At 70.2% G+C, this 16,713-nt stretch carries 14 protein-coding genes, 1 tRNA gene and 1 pseudogene; 11 read left to right on the top strand and 5 right to left on the bottom strand.

The genetic code is table 11. From position 1 onward, the window contains the following. The first annotated feature begins 37 nt into the window (after positions 1-37). Both ACW9TB_RS12005 and ACW9TB_RS12000 read left to right on the top strand, forming a co-directional pair. Entirely contained in the window at positions 38-1,414 is a 1,377-nt protein-coding gene (locus ACW9TB_RS12005; RefSeq protein ID WP_472748049.1) for an L-serine ammonia-lyase, read from the top strand. A 481-nt stretch (positions 1,415-1,895) separates the two neighbouring features. Then, the gene (locus ACW9TB_RS12000; protein WP_472748048.1) at positions 1,896-3,881 is read left to right on the top strand and encodes a hypothetical protein; all 1,986 of its coding nucleotides are present in this window, start codon (positions 1,896-1,898) and stop codon (positions 3,879-3,881) included. Positions 3,882-4,108: 227 nt separating this feature from the next. On the opposite strand, the gene ACW9TB_RS11995 is transcribed toward ACW9TB_RS12000, so the two are convergent. Then, positions 4,109-4,768: a DUF6286 domain-containing protein gene (locus tag ACW9TB_RS11995; RefSeq protein WP_472748047.1), complete on the bottom strand. Its 660-nt coding sequence runs from the start codon at positions 4,766-4,768 to the stop codon at positions 4,109-4,111. A 149-nt stretch (positions 4,769-4,917) separates the two neighbouring features. Here ACW9TB_RS11995 and ACW9TB_RS11990 point away from each other — a divergent pair, with 149 nt between their 5' ends. Next, positions 4,918-6,111 (top strand): amino acid deaminase/aldolase, encoded by a 1,194-nt coding sequence (locus ACW9TB_RS11990; RefSeq protein WP_472748046.1) that lies wholly within the window; start codon positions 4,918-4,920, stop codon positions 6,109-6,111. A 181-nt stretch (positions 6,112-6,292) separates the two neighbouring features. Here ACW9TB_RS11990 and ACW9TB_RS11985 read toward each other — a convergent pair whose 3' ends face one another. Further along, positions 6,293-6,790, bottom strand: a complete 498-nt coding sequence (locus ACW9TB_RS11985) for a hypothetical protein (protein ID WP_472748045.1) — start codon at positions 6,788-6,790, stop codon at positions 6,293-6,295. A gap of 122 nt (positions 6,791-6,912) precedes the next feature. Next, the gene (locus ACW9TB_RS11980; RefSeq protein ID WP_472748044.1) at positions 6,913-7,245 is read right to left on the bottom strand and encodes a DUF3618 domain-containing protein; all 333 of its coding nucleotides are present in this window, start codon (positions 7,243-7,245) and stop codon (positions 6,913-6,915) included. A 111-nt stretch (positions 7,246-7,356) separates the two neighbouring features. On the opposite strand from ACW9TB_RS11980, the gene bcp reads away from it, so the two are divergent. From bcp to ACW9TB_RS11940, 8 genes and pseudogenes are all read left to right on the top strand, one after another. Next, entirely contained in the window at positions 7,357-7,821 is a 465-nt protein-coding gene (gene bcp / locus ACW9TB_RS11975; protein WP_472748043.1) for a thioredoxin-dependent thiol peroxidase, read from the top strand. A 103-nt stretch (positions 7,822-7,924) separates the two neighbouring features. Beyond that, positions 7,925-8,332: pseudogene (locus ACW9TB_RS11970) on the top strand (HNH endonuclease signature motif containing protein); the annotation flags it as partial. Positions 8,333-8,360: 28 nt separating this feature from the next. After that, positions 8,361-8,433: transfer RNA gene (locus tag ACW9TB_RS11965), tRNA-Leu, on the top strand. A 573-nt stretch (positions 8,434-9,006) separates the two neighbouring features. After that, on the top strand, positions 9,007-10,206 hold the full coding sequence (locus ACW9TB_RS11960; protein ID WP_472748042.1) for a sensor histidine kinase: 1,200 nt from the start codon (positions 9,007-9,009) through the stop codon (positions 10,204-10,206). Between the two features lie 66 nt (positions 10,207-10,272). Then, entirely contained in the window at positions 10,273-10,926 is a 654-nt protein-coding gene (locus tag ACW9TB_RS11955; RefSeq protein WP_472748041.1) for a response regulator, read from the top strand. Between the two features lie 10 nt (positions 10,927-10,936). Further along, positions 10,937-11,494, top strand: a complete 558-nt coding sequence (locus ACW9TB_RS11950) for a DUF1707 domain-containing protein (protein ID WP_472748040.1) — start codon at positions 10,937-10,939, stop codon at positions 11,492-11,494. A gap of 442 nt (positions 11,495-11,936) precedes the next feature. Further along, the gene (locus ACW9TB_RS11945; RefSeq protein ID WP_472748236.1) at positions 11,937-12,701 is read left to right on the top strand and encodes an ABC transporter ATP-binding protein; all 765 of its coding nucleotides are present in this window, start codon (positions 11,937-11,939) and stop codon (positions 12,699-12,701) included. Between the two features lies 1 nt (position 12,702). Then, positions 12,703-15,219 carry an ABC transporter permease gene (locus ACW9TB_RS11940; RefSeq protein WP_472748039.1) on the top strand — a complete coding sequence of 839 codons (2,517 nt, stop codon included), beginning with the start codon at positions 12,703-12,705 and terminating at the stop codon, positions 15,217-15,219. 280 nt (positions 15,220-15,499) lie between these two features. On the opposite strand, the gene ACW9TB_RS11935 is transcribed toward ACW9TB_RS11940, so the two are convergent. Together ACW9TB_RS11935 and ACW9TB_RS11930 are read right to left on the bottom strand one after the other, a co-directional pair. Beyond that, a complete protein-coding gene (locus ACW9TB_RS11935; RefSeq protein ID WP_472748038.1) occupies positions 15,500-15,769 on the bottom strand; it encodes a hypothetical protein in 270 nt (89 codons plus the stop codon). 139 nt (positions 15,770-15,908) lie between these two features. Further along, on the bottom strand, positions 15,909-16,658 hold the full coding sequence (locus ACW9TB_RS11930; RefSeq protein ID WP_472748037.1) for a toxin glutamine deamidase domain-containing protein: 750 nt from the start codon (positions 16,656-16,658) through the stop codon (positions 15,909-15,911). Positions 16,659-16,713 lie beyond the last annotated feature (55 nt).

Below are 16,713 nucleotides of genomic sequence, written 5' to 3'. Positions count from 1 at the left end.
CCGGGCGCGCGTGGCCGTCCACGCTGGAAGGATTCAGATGACGATCAGCGTCTTCGATCTCTTCAAGATCGGAATCGGCCCGTCCAGCTCGCACACCGGCGGCCCGATGGCCGCCGCCCACAAGTTCGCCCGCGGCCTCCACCAGGACGGGCTCCTGGAGAAGACCGCCCGGGTGAGCGCCATCCTGTACGGCTCGCTGGGCCTGACCGGCAAGGGCCACGGCAGCGACAAGGCCGTGCTGCTCGGCCTGTCCGGCGAGAAGCCCGAGCTGGTCGACGTCGACACGGTCGACGCGCGGCTCGCCGCCATGCGCGAGTCCGGCACCATCTCCCTGTACGGCTCCCACGAGATCCCCTTCGTCATCGGCGAGGACCTCGTCTTCGAACGCAAGATCTCACTCCCCGGCCACCCCAACGGCATGCGCTTCACCGCGCTGTCCGAGTCCGGCGAGACGATCCGCGAGAAGGTCTACTACTCGGTGGGCGGCGGCTTCGTCGTCGACGAGAACGCCACCGGCGCCGACCGGATCAAACCCGACGACACCGTCCTGCCGTACCCCTTCACCACGGCCGCGGAGCTGCTCGCCCAGTGCGCGGAGACCGGGCTGTCGATCTCCGGGCTGATGCTGGAGAACGAGCGGGCGTTCGGCCGCACCGAGGCCGAGATCCGCGCCCAGCTGCTCGTCCTGTGGCGGGTGATGAGCGAGTGCGTACGGCGCGGCATCGGCAAGGAGGGCGTACTGCCCGGCGGCCTGAAGGTCCGCCGCCGCGCCCACCAGCTCCACCGGCAGCTGCGCAGCGAGTCGCCGGAGAAGGACTCGCTGCAGACGATGGACTGGGTCTCGCTGTTCGCCCTCGCGGTCAACGAGGAGAACGCCGCCGGTGGCCGGATCGTCACCGCGCCCACCAACGGCGCCGCGGGCATCATCCCGGCCGTGCTCACCTACTACGACCGCTTCACGAAGGACTCCGACGACGAGGGCGTGATCCGCTTCCTGCTGACCGCGGGGGCGATCGGCGTGCTGTTCAAGGAGAACGCCTCCATCTCCGGCGCCGAGGTCGGCTGCCAGGGCGAGGTCGGCTCGGCCTGCTCGATGGCCGCCGCCGGGCTCACCGAGGTGATGGGCGGCACCCCCGAGCAGGTCGAGAACGCCGCCGAGATCGGCATCGAGCACAACCTGGGGCTGACCTGCGACCCGATCGGCGGCCTGGTGCAGATCCCGTGCATCGAGCGCAACGCGGTCGCCTCGATCAAGGCCATCGCCGCCGCCAGGATCGCGATGCGCGGCGACGGCCGCCACTTCGTCTCGCTGGACAAGGCCATCAAGACGATGCGCGACACCGGCCGCGACATGCTCGACAAGTACAAGGAGACCAGCCGGGGAGGGCTCGCGGTGAACGTCATCGAGTGCTGAACGGGCCCCGGGTCGTGGACCGGGTCTTCGGACCTGGGACGAACGTCATCGACGTGTTGAGCGGACCCTGAACCGCGATGGGTCTTCGGACCCGGAAGAGTGCCGAGCGGTCCCGGATCGCGACGGGTTTTCAGACCTGGGACGAACGCCATCGGTGCCGAACGGGTCTTCGGGCCCGGAACGAACGTCATCGAATGCCGAGCGGGTCCCGGGTCGTGACGGATCTTGAACGTCGCCGGGTGCGAGCGGTCCCGGATCGCGGCGGGTCTACAGGGCGGCTTCCGCTCCCCGGGACGAACGCCGGGAGCCGGACGAAGAGCCCGAGGGGCCCGAGGAGTCCCTGGAAAGCATGCGGGAGGCGGGACCGGAAGGCCCTTCGGGACATATAACCCGATCGCTATCAAATTTCGCATCACGTGCAGGCTCCTCCGCTCCCGCGCCTATGCTGGGTGGCCATGTGCGCGGGATTCGGGAGGTCGCGGTGGTAACGGGAACACACCCGGCAAGCCGTTCCCATCGCTCCCAGCGCCCCGCGAAACCCTCCCTCCCCCTGCGGACGCTCCGCTTCCTCGGGTCGCACTGGCTCTTCATCACCGCCCTGCTGGCGGGCGGCGGCCTGCGGGTCCTCGCCATGCTCGGCTACCGGCCCGCCCTGTGGTTCTGGGCCGACTCCTTCGTCTACCTGAACGCGGGACTCGATCCCCGCCCCCTGGAGTCCCGTCCCGCGGGCTACGCGCTGTTCCTGTGGATTCTCAAGCCGCTGTCCAGCGTCCCCGCGGTCGTCGCGGTGCAGCACCTGCTCGGACTGGTCGTGGCCGTCTGCGTCTACCTGCTGCTGCGCAGGCTGGGCGGGCTGCCGGGGTGGGGCGCGACGCTCGCCGCGCTGCCGGTGCTGCTGGACGCCTACCAGATCCAGCTCGAACACCTCGTCATGGCGGACCTGCTCTTCCAGTTCCTGGCGGTGCTGGCGGTCACGCTGCTGCTGTGGCGGCGGCGCCCCGCGGTGTGGGTCGCGGCGCTGGCCGGAGCGCTGCTGGCCGCGGCGACCGTCACCCGCACGATCGGGCTGCCGCTGATCGCCGTGGCACTGGTCTGCATGGTGATCCGCAGGGCCGGGTGGCGGGCGGTCGTCGCCGCGACGCTGGCCGCCGCGATCGGCCTGGGCTCGTACGCGGCCTGGTTCAGGGCAGAGCACGGGACCTTCGGGATCACCAGGGGAAACACCTTCCTCTGGGCGCGGACGATGACCTTCGCCGACTGCGCCAGAATCCACCCGCCCGGCCCCGAGGCGGCCCTGTGCCCCGTCGAGCCGCTGGGACAGCGCGCGGCACCGCCCGTCTACATCTGGGACGCCAAGTCCCCGCTGAACAAGGTCAAGGGCAGCTGGGCGGAGCGGGACGCGCTCGCGGGCACCTTCGCCACCCAGGCGATCATGGCCCAGCCGTTCGACTTCCTCCGGGCGGGCCTGGAGGACGCGGCCCACATCTTCGACTGGACCCGGCGTGTCTACCCCGCTCCCGGTCCGCAGAGCGCCTACGTCTTCCCCGACACCGTGCGGCCCTTCTCCTCGGGGGCCGCCTCGCAGGGCAAGACCGCCGAGGAGCTGACCGTGGCCTACCAGGGCTCGTCGGGGGCGCCGGTGATGGCCGAGCCGTACGCGGGCTGGCTGCGCGACTACCAGGCGTACGGCTTCGTGCGGGGCCCGTACCTCGCGGTGATCCTGCTGGTCGGCCTGGTCGGCGTGCTGATGCGGCTGCGGCGGCTCGGCGGCGTGGTGCTGCTGCCGTGGGCCGCGGGGACCATGCTGCTGATCCTGCCGCCCTTCATCGCGGCCTTCGACCACCGCTACGTCATCCCCGCCCTCCCGCTGGCCTGCCTGGCCGCCGGGCTCGCCTTCGGGTCCAGGCACGAGGAGAGGGCACCGGAGGCCGAGGATCCGGACGAGGATCCGCCGGATGACGGCCCCGGCGACGACGACCCGTTCCAGGTCGCGGCGGTCGAGCGGCCGGTGTACGCGAGCCCCGTCAGGGAGACGGCGCACGGGTCGTACGACGGGCAGGCGTACGGGGAGACCTCGTACGGAGGAACCCTGCCCAGGGCCTCGTACGGCGACACGGCGGAACGACCGGCGTACGGCGCGACGGGGGAACGACCCGCGTACGGCGCGACGGGTGAGCGGCCGGTGTACGGGGGGTCAGCGGCGGCGAACGTGCAGGCGAACCAGCACGCCGAGTTCTACCTCCCCGAGCGCCCGTCGGACCTTCCCCACCGCGTCCCTGTTCAGCCGGGCCACAAGCTTGCCGACGTCGGTCGCGGGCGCGCAGCCCACCCCGATGCGCAGCCGCTCGTGCCGTACATACCTGACGCGGACACGAGTGAGCCCTTCGACTTCTTTAAGAGCGACCCCCAGCATGGCGGTCCCCGTCCCGGTCCGCCTGCCCCACCGCCCCCACCCCAGGGCGTGTAGCAGCCACCGCACCGCCAGGAGAGCCAGCGCCACCAGCAGCAGCGCGACCAGCCAGCCCAGCCACGGATGCGCGGCCAGCCAGCCGGGGAACCCCCGGTGCACGAGCCTGCCCCCGGGCGACTGGCCGGGAAGGTCGCCGCGCCCCCGCAGGAAGGCGTAGAGCCCGGCGCACACCAGCGTCGTCCCGGTGACCGCCAGGCCGATCCGGTTGCCCAGGTACGGCCGCATCAGGCCCCCTTCCTGCGCAGCCGTACGACGACGTCACCCGCGCACATCGCGCCCAGGCCCGCCAGCCGGTCGCCCACCGCCGCGCCCACCCGGCGCAGCACCGGCCCGGTCCGCTCGGCGTCGGTGAACACGGTGACCTCGACGATCCGCGACGTGAGCCGGACCCGCGCCCCGTTCACCTCGTCCACCGACTCGGCGGCCTCCCGCAGCGTGCGGCGCAGCCCGGACCTGGTGATGCCGATCACCATGTGCGGGTCTCCCGACTCCAGCGGCACGAGCCTGGTCCGCCCCGGCAGCGCGGCGAGCACGAGCATCACCAGGCCCGCCGCCATGGCGAGCATCGCGGCGGCGAACGTGGCGGGATCCGACCAGTTCCACGCCCCGGCGCCGTTGACGAGCCGCCGGTAGGGCACCCGCGCGAGCGGTGACTCCAGCAGCAGGCCCACCGTCACCGAGGCCGAGACCACCAGCGCGGCGGCCACCGCCAGGGCGGCGGGGACGCCCGCGGGGGTCCTGCTCGGCCTGAGCAACCGCACCGACCTGCGCCGGATGTCCTGGAACTGCTCGGCCGCCGCCTTGCCTCCCGAGCCGCCGGTGGTGGCCCCCGCGCCGCCGGTGCCTCCCGAGCCCGCCAGGATGTCCTGGAGAGTAGTCGTCATTCGGTCAGGTGTACGCGTTCCGGCAGGACCGGGCCGGGGATCAACCGCCCACTTGCACGATCTTGGGACCTCCCTGGCGGGAGCATTGACCACCCGGCCGACAATATGAATAGCGTTCACATTCACCGGGGCCGGGTTATCCTGCGGACATGGACGACCGCCAGCGTTACGACCGGGCCACAGCGCACCTGGACCCTCCCTTCGCCGTCCTCGACCTGCCCGCCCTGCGCGCCAACGCCGAGGGCATGGCCCGCCGCGCCGAGGGCAAGCCGATCAGGGTCGCCAGCAAGTCCATCAGGTCCCGGGCCGTGCTCGAACGCATCCTCGCCATGGACGGCTTCACCGGAATCATGGCCTTCACCCTCCCCGAGGCCCTCTGGCTCGTCTCCACCGGGATGCGGGACGTGCTGGTCGCGTACCCCACCGTCGACCGCGCCGCGCTCGCCGAGCTGGCCGCCGGGCCGACCGCGGCGCGGGAGATCACGATCATGGTGGACCGGGCCGAGCACCTGGACCTCGTCGAGTCCGCCGTCGCCGGAATCCGCGACCGCCACGAGATCCGGCTCTGCCTGGACGTCGACGCGGGCTACCTCGCCTTCGGCGGCCGGTTCAGGGCGGGCGTCCGCCGCTCCCCCATCCGCGAGATCGACCAGGCCGCCGACCTCGCCACCGAGATCGCGAAACGCCCCGGCTTCCGGCTCGTGGGCCTGATGGCGTACGAGGCGCAGATCGCCGGGGTCGGCGACAACCCCCCGGGCAACCCCGCCCTCACCCGGGCCATCCGCCTGATGCAGGCCAGGTCCAGGCGCGAGCTGATCACGCGCAGGGGCCGGATCGTCCAGGCCGTCCGCCAGGTCACCGACCTGGAGTTCGTCAACGGCGGCGGCACCGGCAGCATCGAGAAGACCACCAAGGAGAGGGCCGTCACCGAGATCGCGGCCGGATCCGGCTTCTTCCACCCCCGCCTGTTCGACTTCTACCGGGGGTTCACCGGCCGGCCCGCCGCCCTGTTCGCCCTGCCCGTCGTACGCCGCCCCGCCCCCGGCGTCGTCACCGTCCTCGGTGGCGGCTACCCCGCCTCCGGCGCCCCCGGCGACAACCGCCTGCCCCAGCCCTACCTGCCGTGCGGGCTGCGCTACGACTCCGACGAGGGAGCCGGAGAGGTCCAGACCCCCCTGATCGGACAGGCCGCCGAGGACCTGCGCGCCGGTGACCGGGTCTGGTTCCGGCACGCCAAGGCGGGTGAGCTCTGCGAGCGCTTCGCGAGCCTGCACCTGATCGACGGGGACGAGGTCGTGGACGAGGTCCCCACCTACCGCGGCGAGGGCCGTACCTTCCTCTGACCTCACCTTTTCCTCCGCGCTTGGAGGGCGGAGGCATGGGGCGGGTCCCGGCACACAGAACGAACGGGCACCCGCCGCTCCAGCGGCGGGTGCCCGTTCCCGTCATGTCCCAGCCCCACCCTCCGGGCACGATGGCCTGCGGTGCTCCCGCACCCGGAGGGGGCCCGGCCCCCGAGAGATCTCAGAAGCCCAGGTCGAGCTCTTCCCACTTGCTGCACTTGTAGGTCGACGAGCTGCGGTACTTGACCTGGCAGGTCTTGACCCGCACCTCACTCACGTCGTGCGCCGTGACACGGAAGCGCTTGGTGTCGTCGTAGCTGCACACCCTGTCGCGCTTGGCGACCTCCCAGTCCTCTTCACCGGACGAGATGACCTGGACCTCGACGTAGGCGCAGCGGCCGCCCTGGCGGAGGGTGCGCCTGTCACCGTCGTACAGCTCGCCCCGCAGCCTGAACGTGTTGTCCTCCTCCTCGTCACCCTCGACCGAGTACTCCGCCTCCAGCGTGGCCAGGCCGTTCCTGGACTCCTGCTCGAAGCTGTCGTCGAAGTCCCGCGCCGACGACGCGGAGGACGCTGCCGACACGGACGCCGGCGTCGCGGCGAAGGCGGCCGGAGCCACCGTCAGCATGAGGCCCGCGGTCGCCACCACCGCGATCGCGGATCGAATGATGCTTTTCATGGATTTACCCCTCCCTTTCACCTACTCGCGATGTTCCGCCAGCAGGAAAAAGGTCACATGAGTAAACCCCTACTCAATTCCGGGCCGCCGATCGATCCCCGGCGACATTCGGAACCCCCGGTTCAGCGACGACGACGCCGCCACAACATGACCACCGCGCCGAGCGCCAGCACCGCCCCCACCCCGATCAGGATCGGCGCCAGATCCGGCCGGTCGTCCGCCCACAGATCCTCGGGCTCGTCGGCGAGGCGGACCGGCTTCGGCCCCGCCGCACCGCCCACCAGGTCACCGACCTGGGAGACGAGATGCTCCGCGTTCGCCCGGACCTTCGCCACACTCCGCGCCGCGACCCGCTTGGGGCTCACCCGGTCCGCGATGGCGTCCACCGTCTGGGCCAACTCCGCGCGCGTGCGCTCGATCTGCCGCTCCAACTCCGCGGGATCGGTGTCCGCCATGGCTCTCCTCCCCTACTCCTTGACATTGATCAGTCTGTCAGGTCCTACCCACCCACGGCACTTCGGGCAGGCCGGTAAGTTGACCGGGGAACCATTCCTCGGAGGAACACCATGAAACTTGAGCCGGGCGACGCCGCCCCGGACTTCACGCTTCCCGCCGCCGACGGCACCACCGTGTCGCTGGAGACACACCGCGGCAAGCGCGTCATCCTCTACTTCTATCCCGCCGCGATGACCCCGGGCTGCACCAAGCAGGCCTGCGACTTCCGCGACAGCCTCGCCTCGCTCACCTCGGCCGGATTCGCCGTGCTCGGCGTCTCGAAGGACAGCCCGGCCAAGCTCGCCAAGTTCGTCGAGCACGACGCCCTGACCTTCCCGCTCCTGTCCGACCCCTCCCTTGAGGTCCACAAGGCCTACGAGGTGTACGGAGAGAAGACGATGTACGGCAAGACGACCGTCGGGGTCATCCGCTCCACCTTCGTCATCGACGCCGACGGCAAGATCGAGAAGGCTCTCTACAACGTGAAGGCGACCGGCCACGTGGCCCGCCTCCGCCGCGAACTCGGCATCGACTAACACCCTTTTTTACCATTTAATACGACGTGAGCACGCCCCAAGAATTGTCAGCCCCATTACCTAACCTTGGGGCGTGCCTTCCAAATACAAATACACCCCCGAAATGCTGGCGGAGGCCGCGGCCGACTCCCTCAGCATCGCCGACGTCCTGCGCCGCCTCGGCATCACCATCGCGGGCGGCAACCACGCCCACATCAGCCGCCAGCTGAAGCGCTTCGGAATCGACACGTCGCACTTTCGCAGGGTCTCACCCAACAAGGGGCGACCCTCACCGCGACGCCGCCTTCCCGAACAGGTTCTGGTCGTACGACCGGAGGGCAGCCCGCGTTCGGACCCGGGGCAGCTCAGGCGCAGCTTGATCGCCATCGGGATGCCGTATCGCTGCGCGGGCTGTAGGATCGAGGGCGCCTGGCAGGGTCAGGCATTGACACTGCACGTCGACCACATCAATGGCGACTGGCTGGACAACAGAAAAGAAAACCTGCGCTTTCTCTGCCCCAATTGCCATTCACAAACAGAGAATTTCGCAGGAAAATCAAGGGGCCGTAGTCCAAAGGTAGAGACACACGGTTTAGGTCCGTGCAAGTTCGGGTTCGAATCCCGACGGCCCTACAAAACAATTCAAGATATCCCGGTCGGCATGAAGTCGATAGACACCAGCATAACAATATCTCCCCAGGATTCATTCTTCATAGAATACTGTCGGAGCGAAAAACGCTTCGCGTCGAGGTCCGCGGTCATACGCAGAGCCATTCAGTTGATGCGCGAATCCATCCTCGAAGAGGAGCAGGCGGCGTCCGGCGGGGCGGGTTCGCAAGGCTTCGGGGAGCCGCCCGCGTGAGGTCCGGTGTCGTCCGGGGGCACGATGCCCAGCGCCGGATGGGGAAACCCGGGCGGGTGGGGCGGTGGCTATCGGGCGCGGCCCGGAGGAAACGTCAGGGGAAAAACGTCAGGTCGCGCGGCCTGTCCTCGTGGCCGCGCGACCTGGCGTCGTTGTGATTGATCACCACAAACTATCTCCCTTTACTCACCCCGTAGGGCGCTCCCAGAAACCATGGTGCCCCAGAGACCGTAAAGGCTGTGTAAGCCGTGCCGAATGTGCGACCCGATGTGCGACCTGAGTCGTACACCGGGTTCCACCTTGAGGGGGAAGGGGGCTGATCTGCGCATACATATCGTAGTGATGTGTTCGGCAGACTACGCGCCTGGAGTGGGCGCCATCCCAGGATCACGGACGCCCTGTGGCTGATGCCGTTCCTGCTGGTCTCGCTGCTCAACGTCTGGACCGTCGGGGTGATCGACGTGGTGGCCTGGGGGGCGGAGAGGCTTGGGCTGTGGGGGTTCGCGGGGCTGACGCTGTTGTTGTTCGTGCCTCTGTTCTGGCTGCGTGAGCGTCCCGTCGCGGTTTTCGCGATCATTTCGCTGACCTCGTTCGTCCAGTGGCTCGTCGGGGTGCAGACTTTGTTCTTCAACCTGTCCGTGCTCGTCGCGATGTACGGCGTGGCCTCCCGGCGTCCGTTGCGCTGGGCGGTCGGGGCGGGTCTGGTGGTGGAGCTGGGGTTGTTCCTGGTGTTCGGGCGGGTGCCTCGGGGGCTTGACCTGAGTGCCTTCTCCACGGCGTCGGCGTTCGCGGCCGCGATCTGGATGGCGGGGATCTACGCGAACACTCGCCGCCGTTATCTGGAGGGCCTGGAGGAGCGGGCCGAGCGGGCGGAGCGGGAGCGTGATCAGCAGGCCAGGCTGGCGGCGGCTGCGGAGCGGGCCAGGATCGCCCGTGAGCTGCACGACGTGGTCGCGCACAACGTGAGTGTGATCATCGTGCAGGCCGACGGGGCGGGGTACGCGATCGACCGTGATCCGGAGCAGGCGCGCAGGGCGATGGAGGCGGTCTCGGCCACGGGTCGCAGGGCGCTGGCGGAGATGCGGCGGATGGTGGGCGTGTTGCGGGCCGACGGTGTTCAGGAGGAGTACGCTCCGCAGCCGAGCCTGTCGCAGCTGGACGGTCTGGTGGCGCAGGTGCGGGAGTCGGGGTTGCCGGTGGAGTTGCGGGTGTCGGGCGTTGCCCGGGAGCTTCCCGAGGGGGAGCAGCTGACGGTTTACCGGATTGTTCAGGAGGCGCTCACCAACACCCTCAAGCATGGTGGTCCGGACAGCAGGGCCGTGGTCGAGATGGAGTACGGGGTGCGGGAGCTGCTTTTGCGGGTGACCGACGACGGTCGCGGTGCCGCGACGCCGGAGCGTGAGGGCGGGCACGGCCTGGTCGGTATGCGGGAGCGGGTCGCGTTGTTCGGCGGGAGTGTGGAGGCGGCGCCTGTTCCGGGCGGCGGGTTCCGGGTGGTGGCGCGGTTGCCGATCGGTGACGTCGGGGCGGGGCGGGCGGCTTGACGGGGTACGCGGTGGACGACCGGGTGGATGGCGGGGCGTGCGGTGGGTGACCGGGCGATTCGGGTGATGCTGGTCGACGATCAGGAGTTGCTGCGCGCCGGTTTCCGGATGGTTCTCAGTGCCCATCCTGGTATCGAGGTCGTCGCGGAGGCGGGTAACGGGGCGGCGGCGGTGGAGGCGGCGCGGACGGTCGCCGTGGATGTGGTGCTGATGGATGTGCGGATGCCGGTCATGGACGGGGTGGAGGCGACGCGGCTGATCCGTTCGGTGACGGGGGGTCCTCGGGTGCTGATCCTGACCACGTTCGATCTGGACGAGTACGCGTTCGCGGCGTTGAAGGCGGGTGCGTCGGGGTTTCTGTTGAAGGATGTGCCGCCCGCCGATCTGGTGAGCGCGATCCAGTCGGTGCACAGTGGGGACGCGGTGGTGGCGCCGAGTACGACGCGGCGGTTGCTGGAGCGTTTCGCGGTGCATCTTCCCTCGGCGGGGGCGGCGGAGCCCGCGGTGCTGACGGGGTTGACCGCGCGGGAGCGGGAGGTGTTGGTGCTGGTGGCGAGGGGGTTGTCGAACATGGAGATCGCCGGTCGGCTGGAGTTGGCGGAGGCGACGGTCAAGACGCATCTGGGCCGGATACTGGCCAAGCTGAGCCTGAGAGATCGGGCGCAGGTCGTCGTATACGCGTATGAATCAGGGATCGTCACTCCGCATTCCGCCGACTAGCATGATCTGTATGACGGTTCCTGACGGTCGGCTCCGCGCGTCGCACGCCGACCGGGACGTGGTCATCGAGCAGTTGCGCGTGGCCGCGGGCGAGGGGCGGCTCACCCTGGAGGAGTTGGAGGAGCGGATCGAGCGGACGCAGTCCGCCAGGACGTACGACGACCTGAGGGTGCTCACCGCCGATCTGCCGCCGGACTCGTCGCTCGCCGTGCCGGGGGTCGGGGGCGGGGTCCTGGAGTTGCGGACGAAGAGCGGGCACTTGCAGCAGAAGGACTACTGGGTGGTCCCCGCGCGCATCGTGGCGAGTTGCACCTCGGGCAATGTGAAGATCGACTTCACCGGGGCGGTGTGCTCGCACCGCGAGGTGCTGCTGGAGGCGACCTGCGGGATGGGCAACATCCTGGTGATCGTGCCGCGAGGGTGGACCGTGTGGGTCGACTCTGTGACGACGAACATGGGCACGATCACCAACAAGGCCACCGACCCGGGACATCCGGACGCGCCGGTGCTGCGCGTCACCGGCAAGGTCGGCCTGGGCACCCTCAAAATCAAATACCCGCGAAAGTAGCCCCGGGCGAAAACTGCGAAAAACCTCCGCGGAACCCCCCGCGAAGGCGGCGCCCGAACGAAGACCGAGAAAAACCTCTGCGGAAGCCCCCGCGCAGGCAGGCCCCGGACGCAAGCGAAGGCTGAGGGCTGAGGAAACCCCCGGCCGACGGTGAAAGCCACGTAAGCCCCCGCGCAGGCAGGCCCCGGAGGCAGGCGGAGCCCGGGAGACCGGTGAAATCCCAAGCGCGCTGGTCGCTGTGGCCGTCCCGGTCACCCCCGTCGTCCCGGCCGCCTCGTCCGAATGGCCGAGGCCGCGCTACGACGGAGGTCGCGCCCGTCCTTCTTCGGGCCCCCGCACCGTGCCGTAAGACAGACCTAAAGCCTGATGGATCCCCCTTTGCTCATCAATACCGTTTGGTCCGTCATAACGCCATACGTTGTTGAGGAGAGCTGCCGTGACCATCACCGGAGAGGTCGGCGCGTGGGACGCGCGGGGAAGCGCGGTGCCGGCCGTGACGGCCAGGGGACTCACCAAGGTGTACGGCCGGGGGGACACCGCCGTGCACGCGCTGAGAGGGGTGGACGTCTCCTTCTCGACGGGCGCCTTCACCGCGATCATGGGTCCTTCGGGGTCGGGGAAGTCCACGCTGATGCACTGCCTGGCCGGGCTGGACACGGTGAGCGGCGGGCAGGTGCGCGTCGGGGACGTGGAGCTGACCGGGCTCAACGACAAGCAGCTCACCATGCTCCGCCGCGAGCGGATCGGCTTCGTCTTCCAGGCGTTCAACCTGCTGCCGACGCTGACGGCCGAGCAGAACATCCGGCTCCCGCTGGAGATCGCCGGACGGCTGGCCGACCCCGCGCTGTTCGACCTGGTCGTGGAGACCGTGGGGCTGCGTGACCGGCTGGGTCACCGGCCCTCGGAGCTGTCGGGCGGCCAGCAGCAGCGTGTCGCGGTCGCCCGCGCCCTGATCAGCAGGCCGCAGGTCATCTTCGCCGACGAGCCCACCGGCAACCTGGACTCGCGCAGCGGTGCCGAGGTGCTGTCCTTCCTGCGGACGTCGGTGCGCGAACTCGACCAGACGATCGTGATGGTCACCCACGACCCGGTGGCGGCCTCGTACGCCGACCGGGTGGTCTTCCTCCGCGACGGCCTGCTGGTCAGCGAGCTGACCGAGCCGAGGCCGCAGTCGGTGCTGGACACGCTGATGAAGCTGGAGGCGTGAGGTGCTGAGGACGACGCTGGCCGGGCTGCTGGCGCACCGGCTGCGCCTGGTACTGACGTCGCTGGCGATCGCGCTGGGTGTGGGCTTCATCGCGGGGACGTTCGTGCTGACCGACACCATCGAGACGGGTTTCACCGAGAAGTTCTCGGCGGCGGCCGACAGGATCGACGTCGCCGTGATCCCCCGGGCGGACGGGAACGGCGACGAGCCTCCGGCCGCCTCCGAGGCGACCCTGGAGAGGGTACGCGCCGTGGACGGCGTGGCCGACGCCCAGGGGCTGGTACGGGGCACGTCCGCGCTGCTCGGCAAGGACGGCAAGACCGCGGGTGACTTCCCCACCGCGGGGATCTCCCTGCCCGAGGGCGACCTGAACCGTACGTCGATCGTGAGCGGTACGGTCCCGAGGACCGCGACGCAGGCCGTGCTCGACGAGGGCACGGCCAGGACCAGGGGATTCAAGGTCGGCGACATCATCGCGGTGCTCGACGCGAAGAACGCACGGCACGAGTTCACGCTGGTGGGCCTGTTCGACCTCGGCCTGGACCAGGAGCTCGGCTATTTCGGCGCGGTCGGCTACACCACGGACACGGCCAGGAGCATGACCGGGCAGAAGGGGTACCGGGAGATCGACGTCGCCGCCGCCGAGGGCGTCACCCAGGAGGCGCTGCGCGGTTCGGTCGCCGCGGCCGTGGGCGCGGGTCACGAGGTCAAGACCGGTGAGCGGTACGCGGCGGACCTGGCCAGGTCCAACGGCGCCAACAGTGACTTCCTGATGCTGGGCCTGCTGCTGTTCGGCGTGGTGGCGATGTTCGTGGCCGCGCTGGTCATCTACAACACCTTCAACATCCTGGTGGCCCAGCGGACCCGCGAGATGGCGCTGCTGCGGTGCATCGGGGCGACGCGCGGGCAGGTGTTCGGGTCGATCGTGCTGGAGTCGGCCGTGGTCGGCCTGCTGTCGTCGGTGCTCGGCCTGCTGTTCGGCTACGGCCTGGGCGCGGGGGCGCTCGCCGTGCTGACGGCGTTCGACGCGCCGCTGCCCTCGGCCGCCGCGACCACCCTGACGCCGCGTACCGTCGTCCTGGGCCTGGTCATCGGCCTGGCGGTCACGGTCGGCGCGGCGCTGCTGCCCGCGCGGGCCGCGACGCGGGTGGCGCCGATCGCGGCGCTGCGCTCGCAGGCCGAGGAGCAGACCTTCAGGACCGGCCTGGTACGGGTGATCTTCGCGGGACTGTTCCTGGTCGCGGGCGTGGGCGCCACGGTGGCGGGGATGCTCATGAAGCCCGGCGAGACCGCGCTGGTGGTGGTCATGGCCGGTTGCTCGTTCGTCTTCCTGGCGGTGCTGACCCTCGGGCCGGTGATCGTCAGGCCGCTGTCCGCCTTCGCGGGGTGGGTGCCCGCCCGGCTGTTCGGCGTACCCGGCAGGCTGGCCGTGGACAACTCCCGGCGCAACCCGAAGCGGTCGGCGACCACCACCGTGGCGCTCACCGTGGGCGTGACGCTGATGACGGTCATCTCCGTGGTCACCGGCACCGTACGGGTGACGTACACCCAGCAGCTCGACGAGCAGTTCCCCTTCGACTACCTGGTGCAGACCCAGGAACGCGACTCGGGCCTGCCCCGCGCGATCGCCCGGGATCTGCGGACCAGGCCCGAGCTGGAGTCGGTCATCGCCTTCCGCGAGACCACCGCCAGGCTCGCGACCGGGACCGCGCGCTACGACGTCGGGACCTTCACCCCGGTCCCGGGCTTCAAGCCGCCGCTGGACGCGGGCTCACTCGACCGGCTCGGGCCGGGGACCGCGCTCGTCACCGAGCGCGTCGCCGAACGGCTCAGGCTCGGGGTCGGTGACCGGATCACCGTACGAACGGCGAAGGCGGGCGCGGTCGGCCTGACGATCGTGGGTCTTTCCGACATCGACGCGAGCCTCGCCAGCGTGACGGTGCCCGAGGGCGATTTCGACCGCTACTTCGGCGAGATCGGCGACAGCCGGGTGATGATCAAGCACCGGGACGGCGTCGAACCGGACCGGGCGCTCGCGGCGGTCGAGGCGGCGGCGGAGCCGTACCCGACGGCGAAGGTCGCCAGCTCGACGGAGATGCGGGGTCAGTTCGACGAGGCGCTCGACATGGTGCTGATGATCATCACGGGGCTGCTCGGCCTGGCGGTGCTCATCTCCCTGCTGGGTATCGCCAACACGCTCTCCCTGTCGGTCCACGAGCGCACCCGCGAGTCCGCGCTGCTGCGGGCGCTCGGCCTGACCAGGCCCCAGCTGCGGCGGATGCTCTCGGTCGAGGCGCTGGTCCTGGGGCTCATCGGCGCGCTGGTCGGCGTGACGCTGGGCGTCGCGTTCGGCTGGGCCGCCGCGCAGACGATGACCGACAACGTCATCTTCCAGCTGCCGGTGCCGCAGATCCTGTCGTTCGTGGCCCTGTCCGGCCTGGCCGGGGTCCTCGCCGCCGTCCTGCCCGCCCGGCGCGCGGCCCGCGCCTCGGTCGTGGGCGCGCTCGCGAGCGGGTGAGGCCGCCCGGACCGCGAACGGGATCGGAAACGGCACCGCACCCGGCCGGGCGGGACAGGACCGGAAAGGCCGAGCGGCTCGCGACCGGATCGGAAACGGCATCGCACCCGGCCGGGCGGGCGGAACCGGGATGGCCTCGCAACCGGGTGAGGCCCTGCCCGGCCGCGTGAAACCTTGCCCGGCCGCGTGAGGCTTTGCCCGGCCGCGCGAAGGCCGAGCCCGGCCGAGTAAGACCTTGCCCTGCCAGGTGAAGGCCGGATCTGGTGGCCGGGACGTCTCGCTATCGGGGGCGGCGTCCCGGCCACTGCTCGGCCACGGTCTCGGGGTTGAGCAGCGGCCGGATGACGATCTCGCCGGTGGCCCTGTCGATGACCACGCACCCGGAGCCGACGGTGTCGGGCAGCACGCTGGGATCGTCGGACTCGGGCTCGTTCGACCAGGCGACATAGCCCTCATTGAAGGCATAAATTCTGATCTCAACGGCGGAACCGGCACTGCGGACCCCGTTGAAGTACTCCTCCGCCACCGCCCTCGCCTGGTCCGGGTTCACCCCGTCCTCCTCGTCTCGCTCATCTCGCGGGAACCCGCCTCCGCGAAGTAAGCCGTCAGGAAAAGCGGCCGTGAAGCCGTCGGGAAGGACGGCCGTGAAGCAGCCGGGACAGGTGTGGGCAAAGCAGCCGGGAAAAGCGTCACAACCGCCGCCCCTCCCTGTCGATCACGACGCAGAACACGCCGGTCACCGCTTCGTACGGTGGTTCCACCGCCATGTGACCTCGCTGCGCGTCGATCCAGATCACCTCGCCGTCGAAGTTCACCGCGTTCCACGCGTGGCTGCCCCCGGCGGGCCAGCGGTTGATGATGACCGCGGAGGAGCCGTGCCCTCCGGCCAGCAGCGCCTGCGCGATCGGAAGGTAGGAGTGGCGCCCCTGCCCCACGTACTGGAAGCGCTGCCCCAGCCACCGCTCCGCCCTGGCCACTCCCCCGGCCTCCCCGCTGAGCAGCGGCTTGCCCACCCGGTCGTACTCGGGCCTGCGGGGCGCGGCCACCGCCGGGGAGCCGTACCAGGTGGAGAGCACCGACAGGGCGCAGTCGATCGCGTTGGTCGCCCGGAACGGGTCGTCCGCGGGCCCCGTCCCGTTGACCAGCCTGATCCACATGCCACGGGGGTCGGGGAAACGACGCGGGGTGCCCTGCTCGGTGAGGGGGACGGCCCGCAGCATATCCTCCTCGGTCTGCGGATCGGGCCTGGCCAGCCCGCCCGCCAGCCCGTACGGCCTGCACTGGTCCAGCCGTGCCGGACCCCAGCGCATCCGCTCCCGCTCACGCGGCGCCGGTGCCACGACCGGCACCTGGATCTCCAGCTCGAAGTCCCGCCACCGCTGCCCGTCCATCGTCACCACGGGGTTGTAGACCCCCGAGGCCAAACTCCACTCGTCCACGGCTCCCCCGTTCCCTGGCAGCCAGATAGTAGGGCGCCCCTCTCCACGAGAGAGA

Source organism: Streptosporangium sp. H13245 (assembly GCF_055690525.1).
Note: the sequence above shows the minus strand (reverse complement) of the source record. Positions and strands in the feature narration are given on the sequence as shown.

Bases quoted from the DNA above. Each gene is read 5' to 3' on its own strand.
- ACW9TB_RS11990 (WP_472748046.1), top strand. From the start codon at position 4,918: ATGGACGACCGCCAGCGTTACGACCGGGCCACAGCGCACCTGGACCCT.
- ACW9TB_RS11955 (WP_472748041.1), top strand. From the start codon at position 10,273: ATGCTGGTCGACGATCAGGAGTTGCTGCGCGCCGGTTTCCGGATGGTT.
- bcp (WP_472748043.1), top strand. From the start codon at position 7,357: ATGAAACTTGAGCCGGGCGACGCCGCCCCGGACTTCACGCTTCCCGCC.
- ACW9TB_RS11995 (WP_472748047.1), bottom strand. From the start codon at position 4,768: ATGACGACTACTCTCCAGGACATCCTGGCGGGCTCGGGAGGCACCGGC.
- ACW9TB_RS11950 (WP_472748040.1), top strand. From the start codon at position 10,937: ATGACGGTTCCTGACGGTCGGCTCCGCGCGTCGCACGCCGACCGGGAC.
- ACW9TB_RS12005 (WP_472748049.1), top strand. From the start codon at position 38: ATGACGATCAGCGTCTTCGATCTCTTCAAGATCGGAATCGGCCCGTCC.
- ACW9TB_RS11980 (WP_472748044.1), bottom strand. From the start codon at position 7,245: ATGGCGGACACCGATCCCGCGGAGTTGGAGCGGCAGATCGAGCGCACG.
- ACW9TB_RS11985 (WP_472748045.1), bottom strand. From the start codon at position 6,790: ATGAAAAGCATCATTCGATCCGCGATCGCGGTGGTGGCGACCGCGGGC.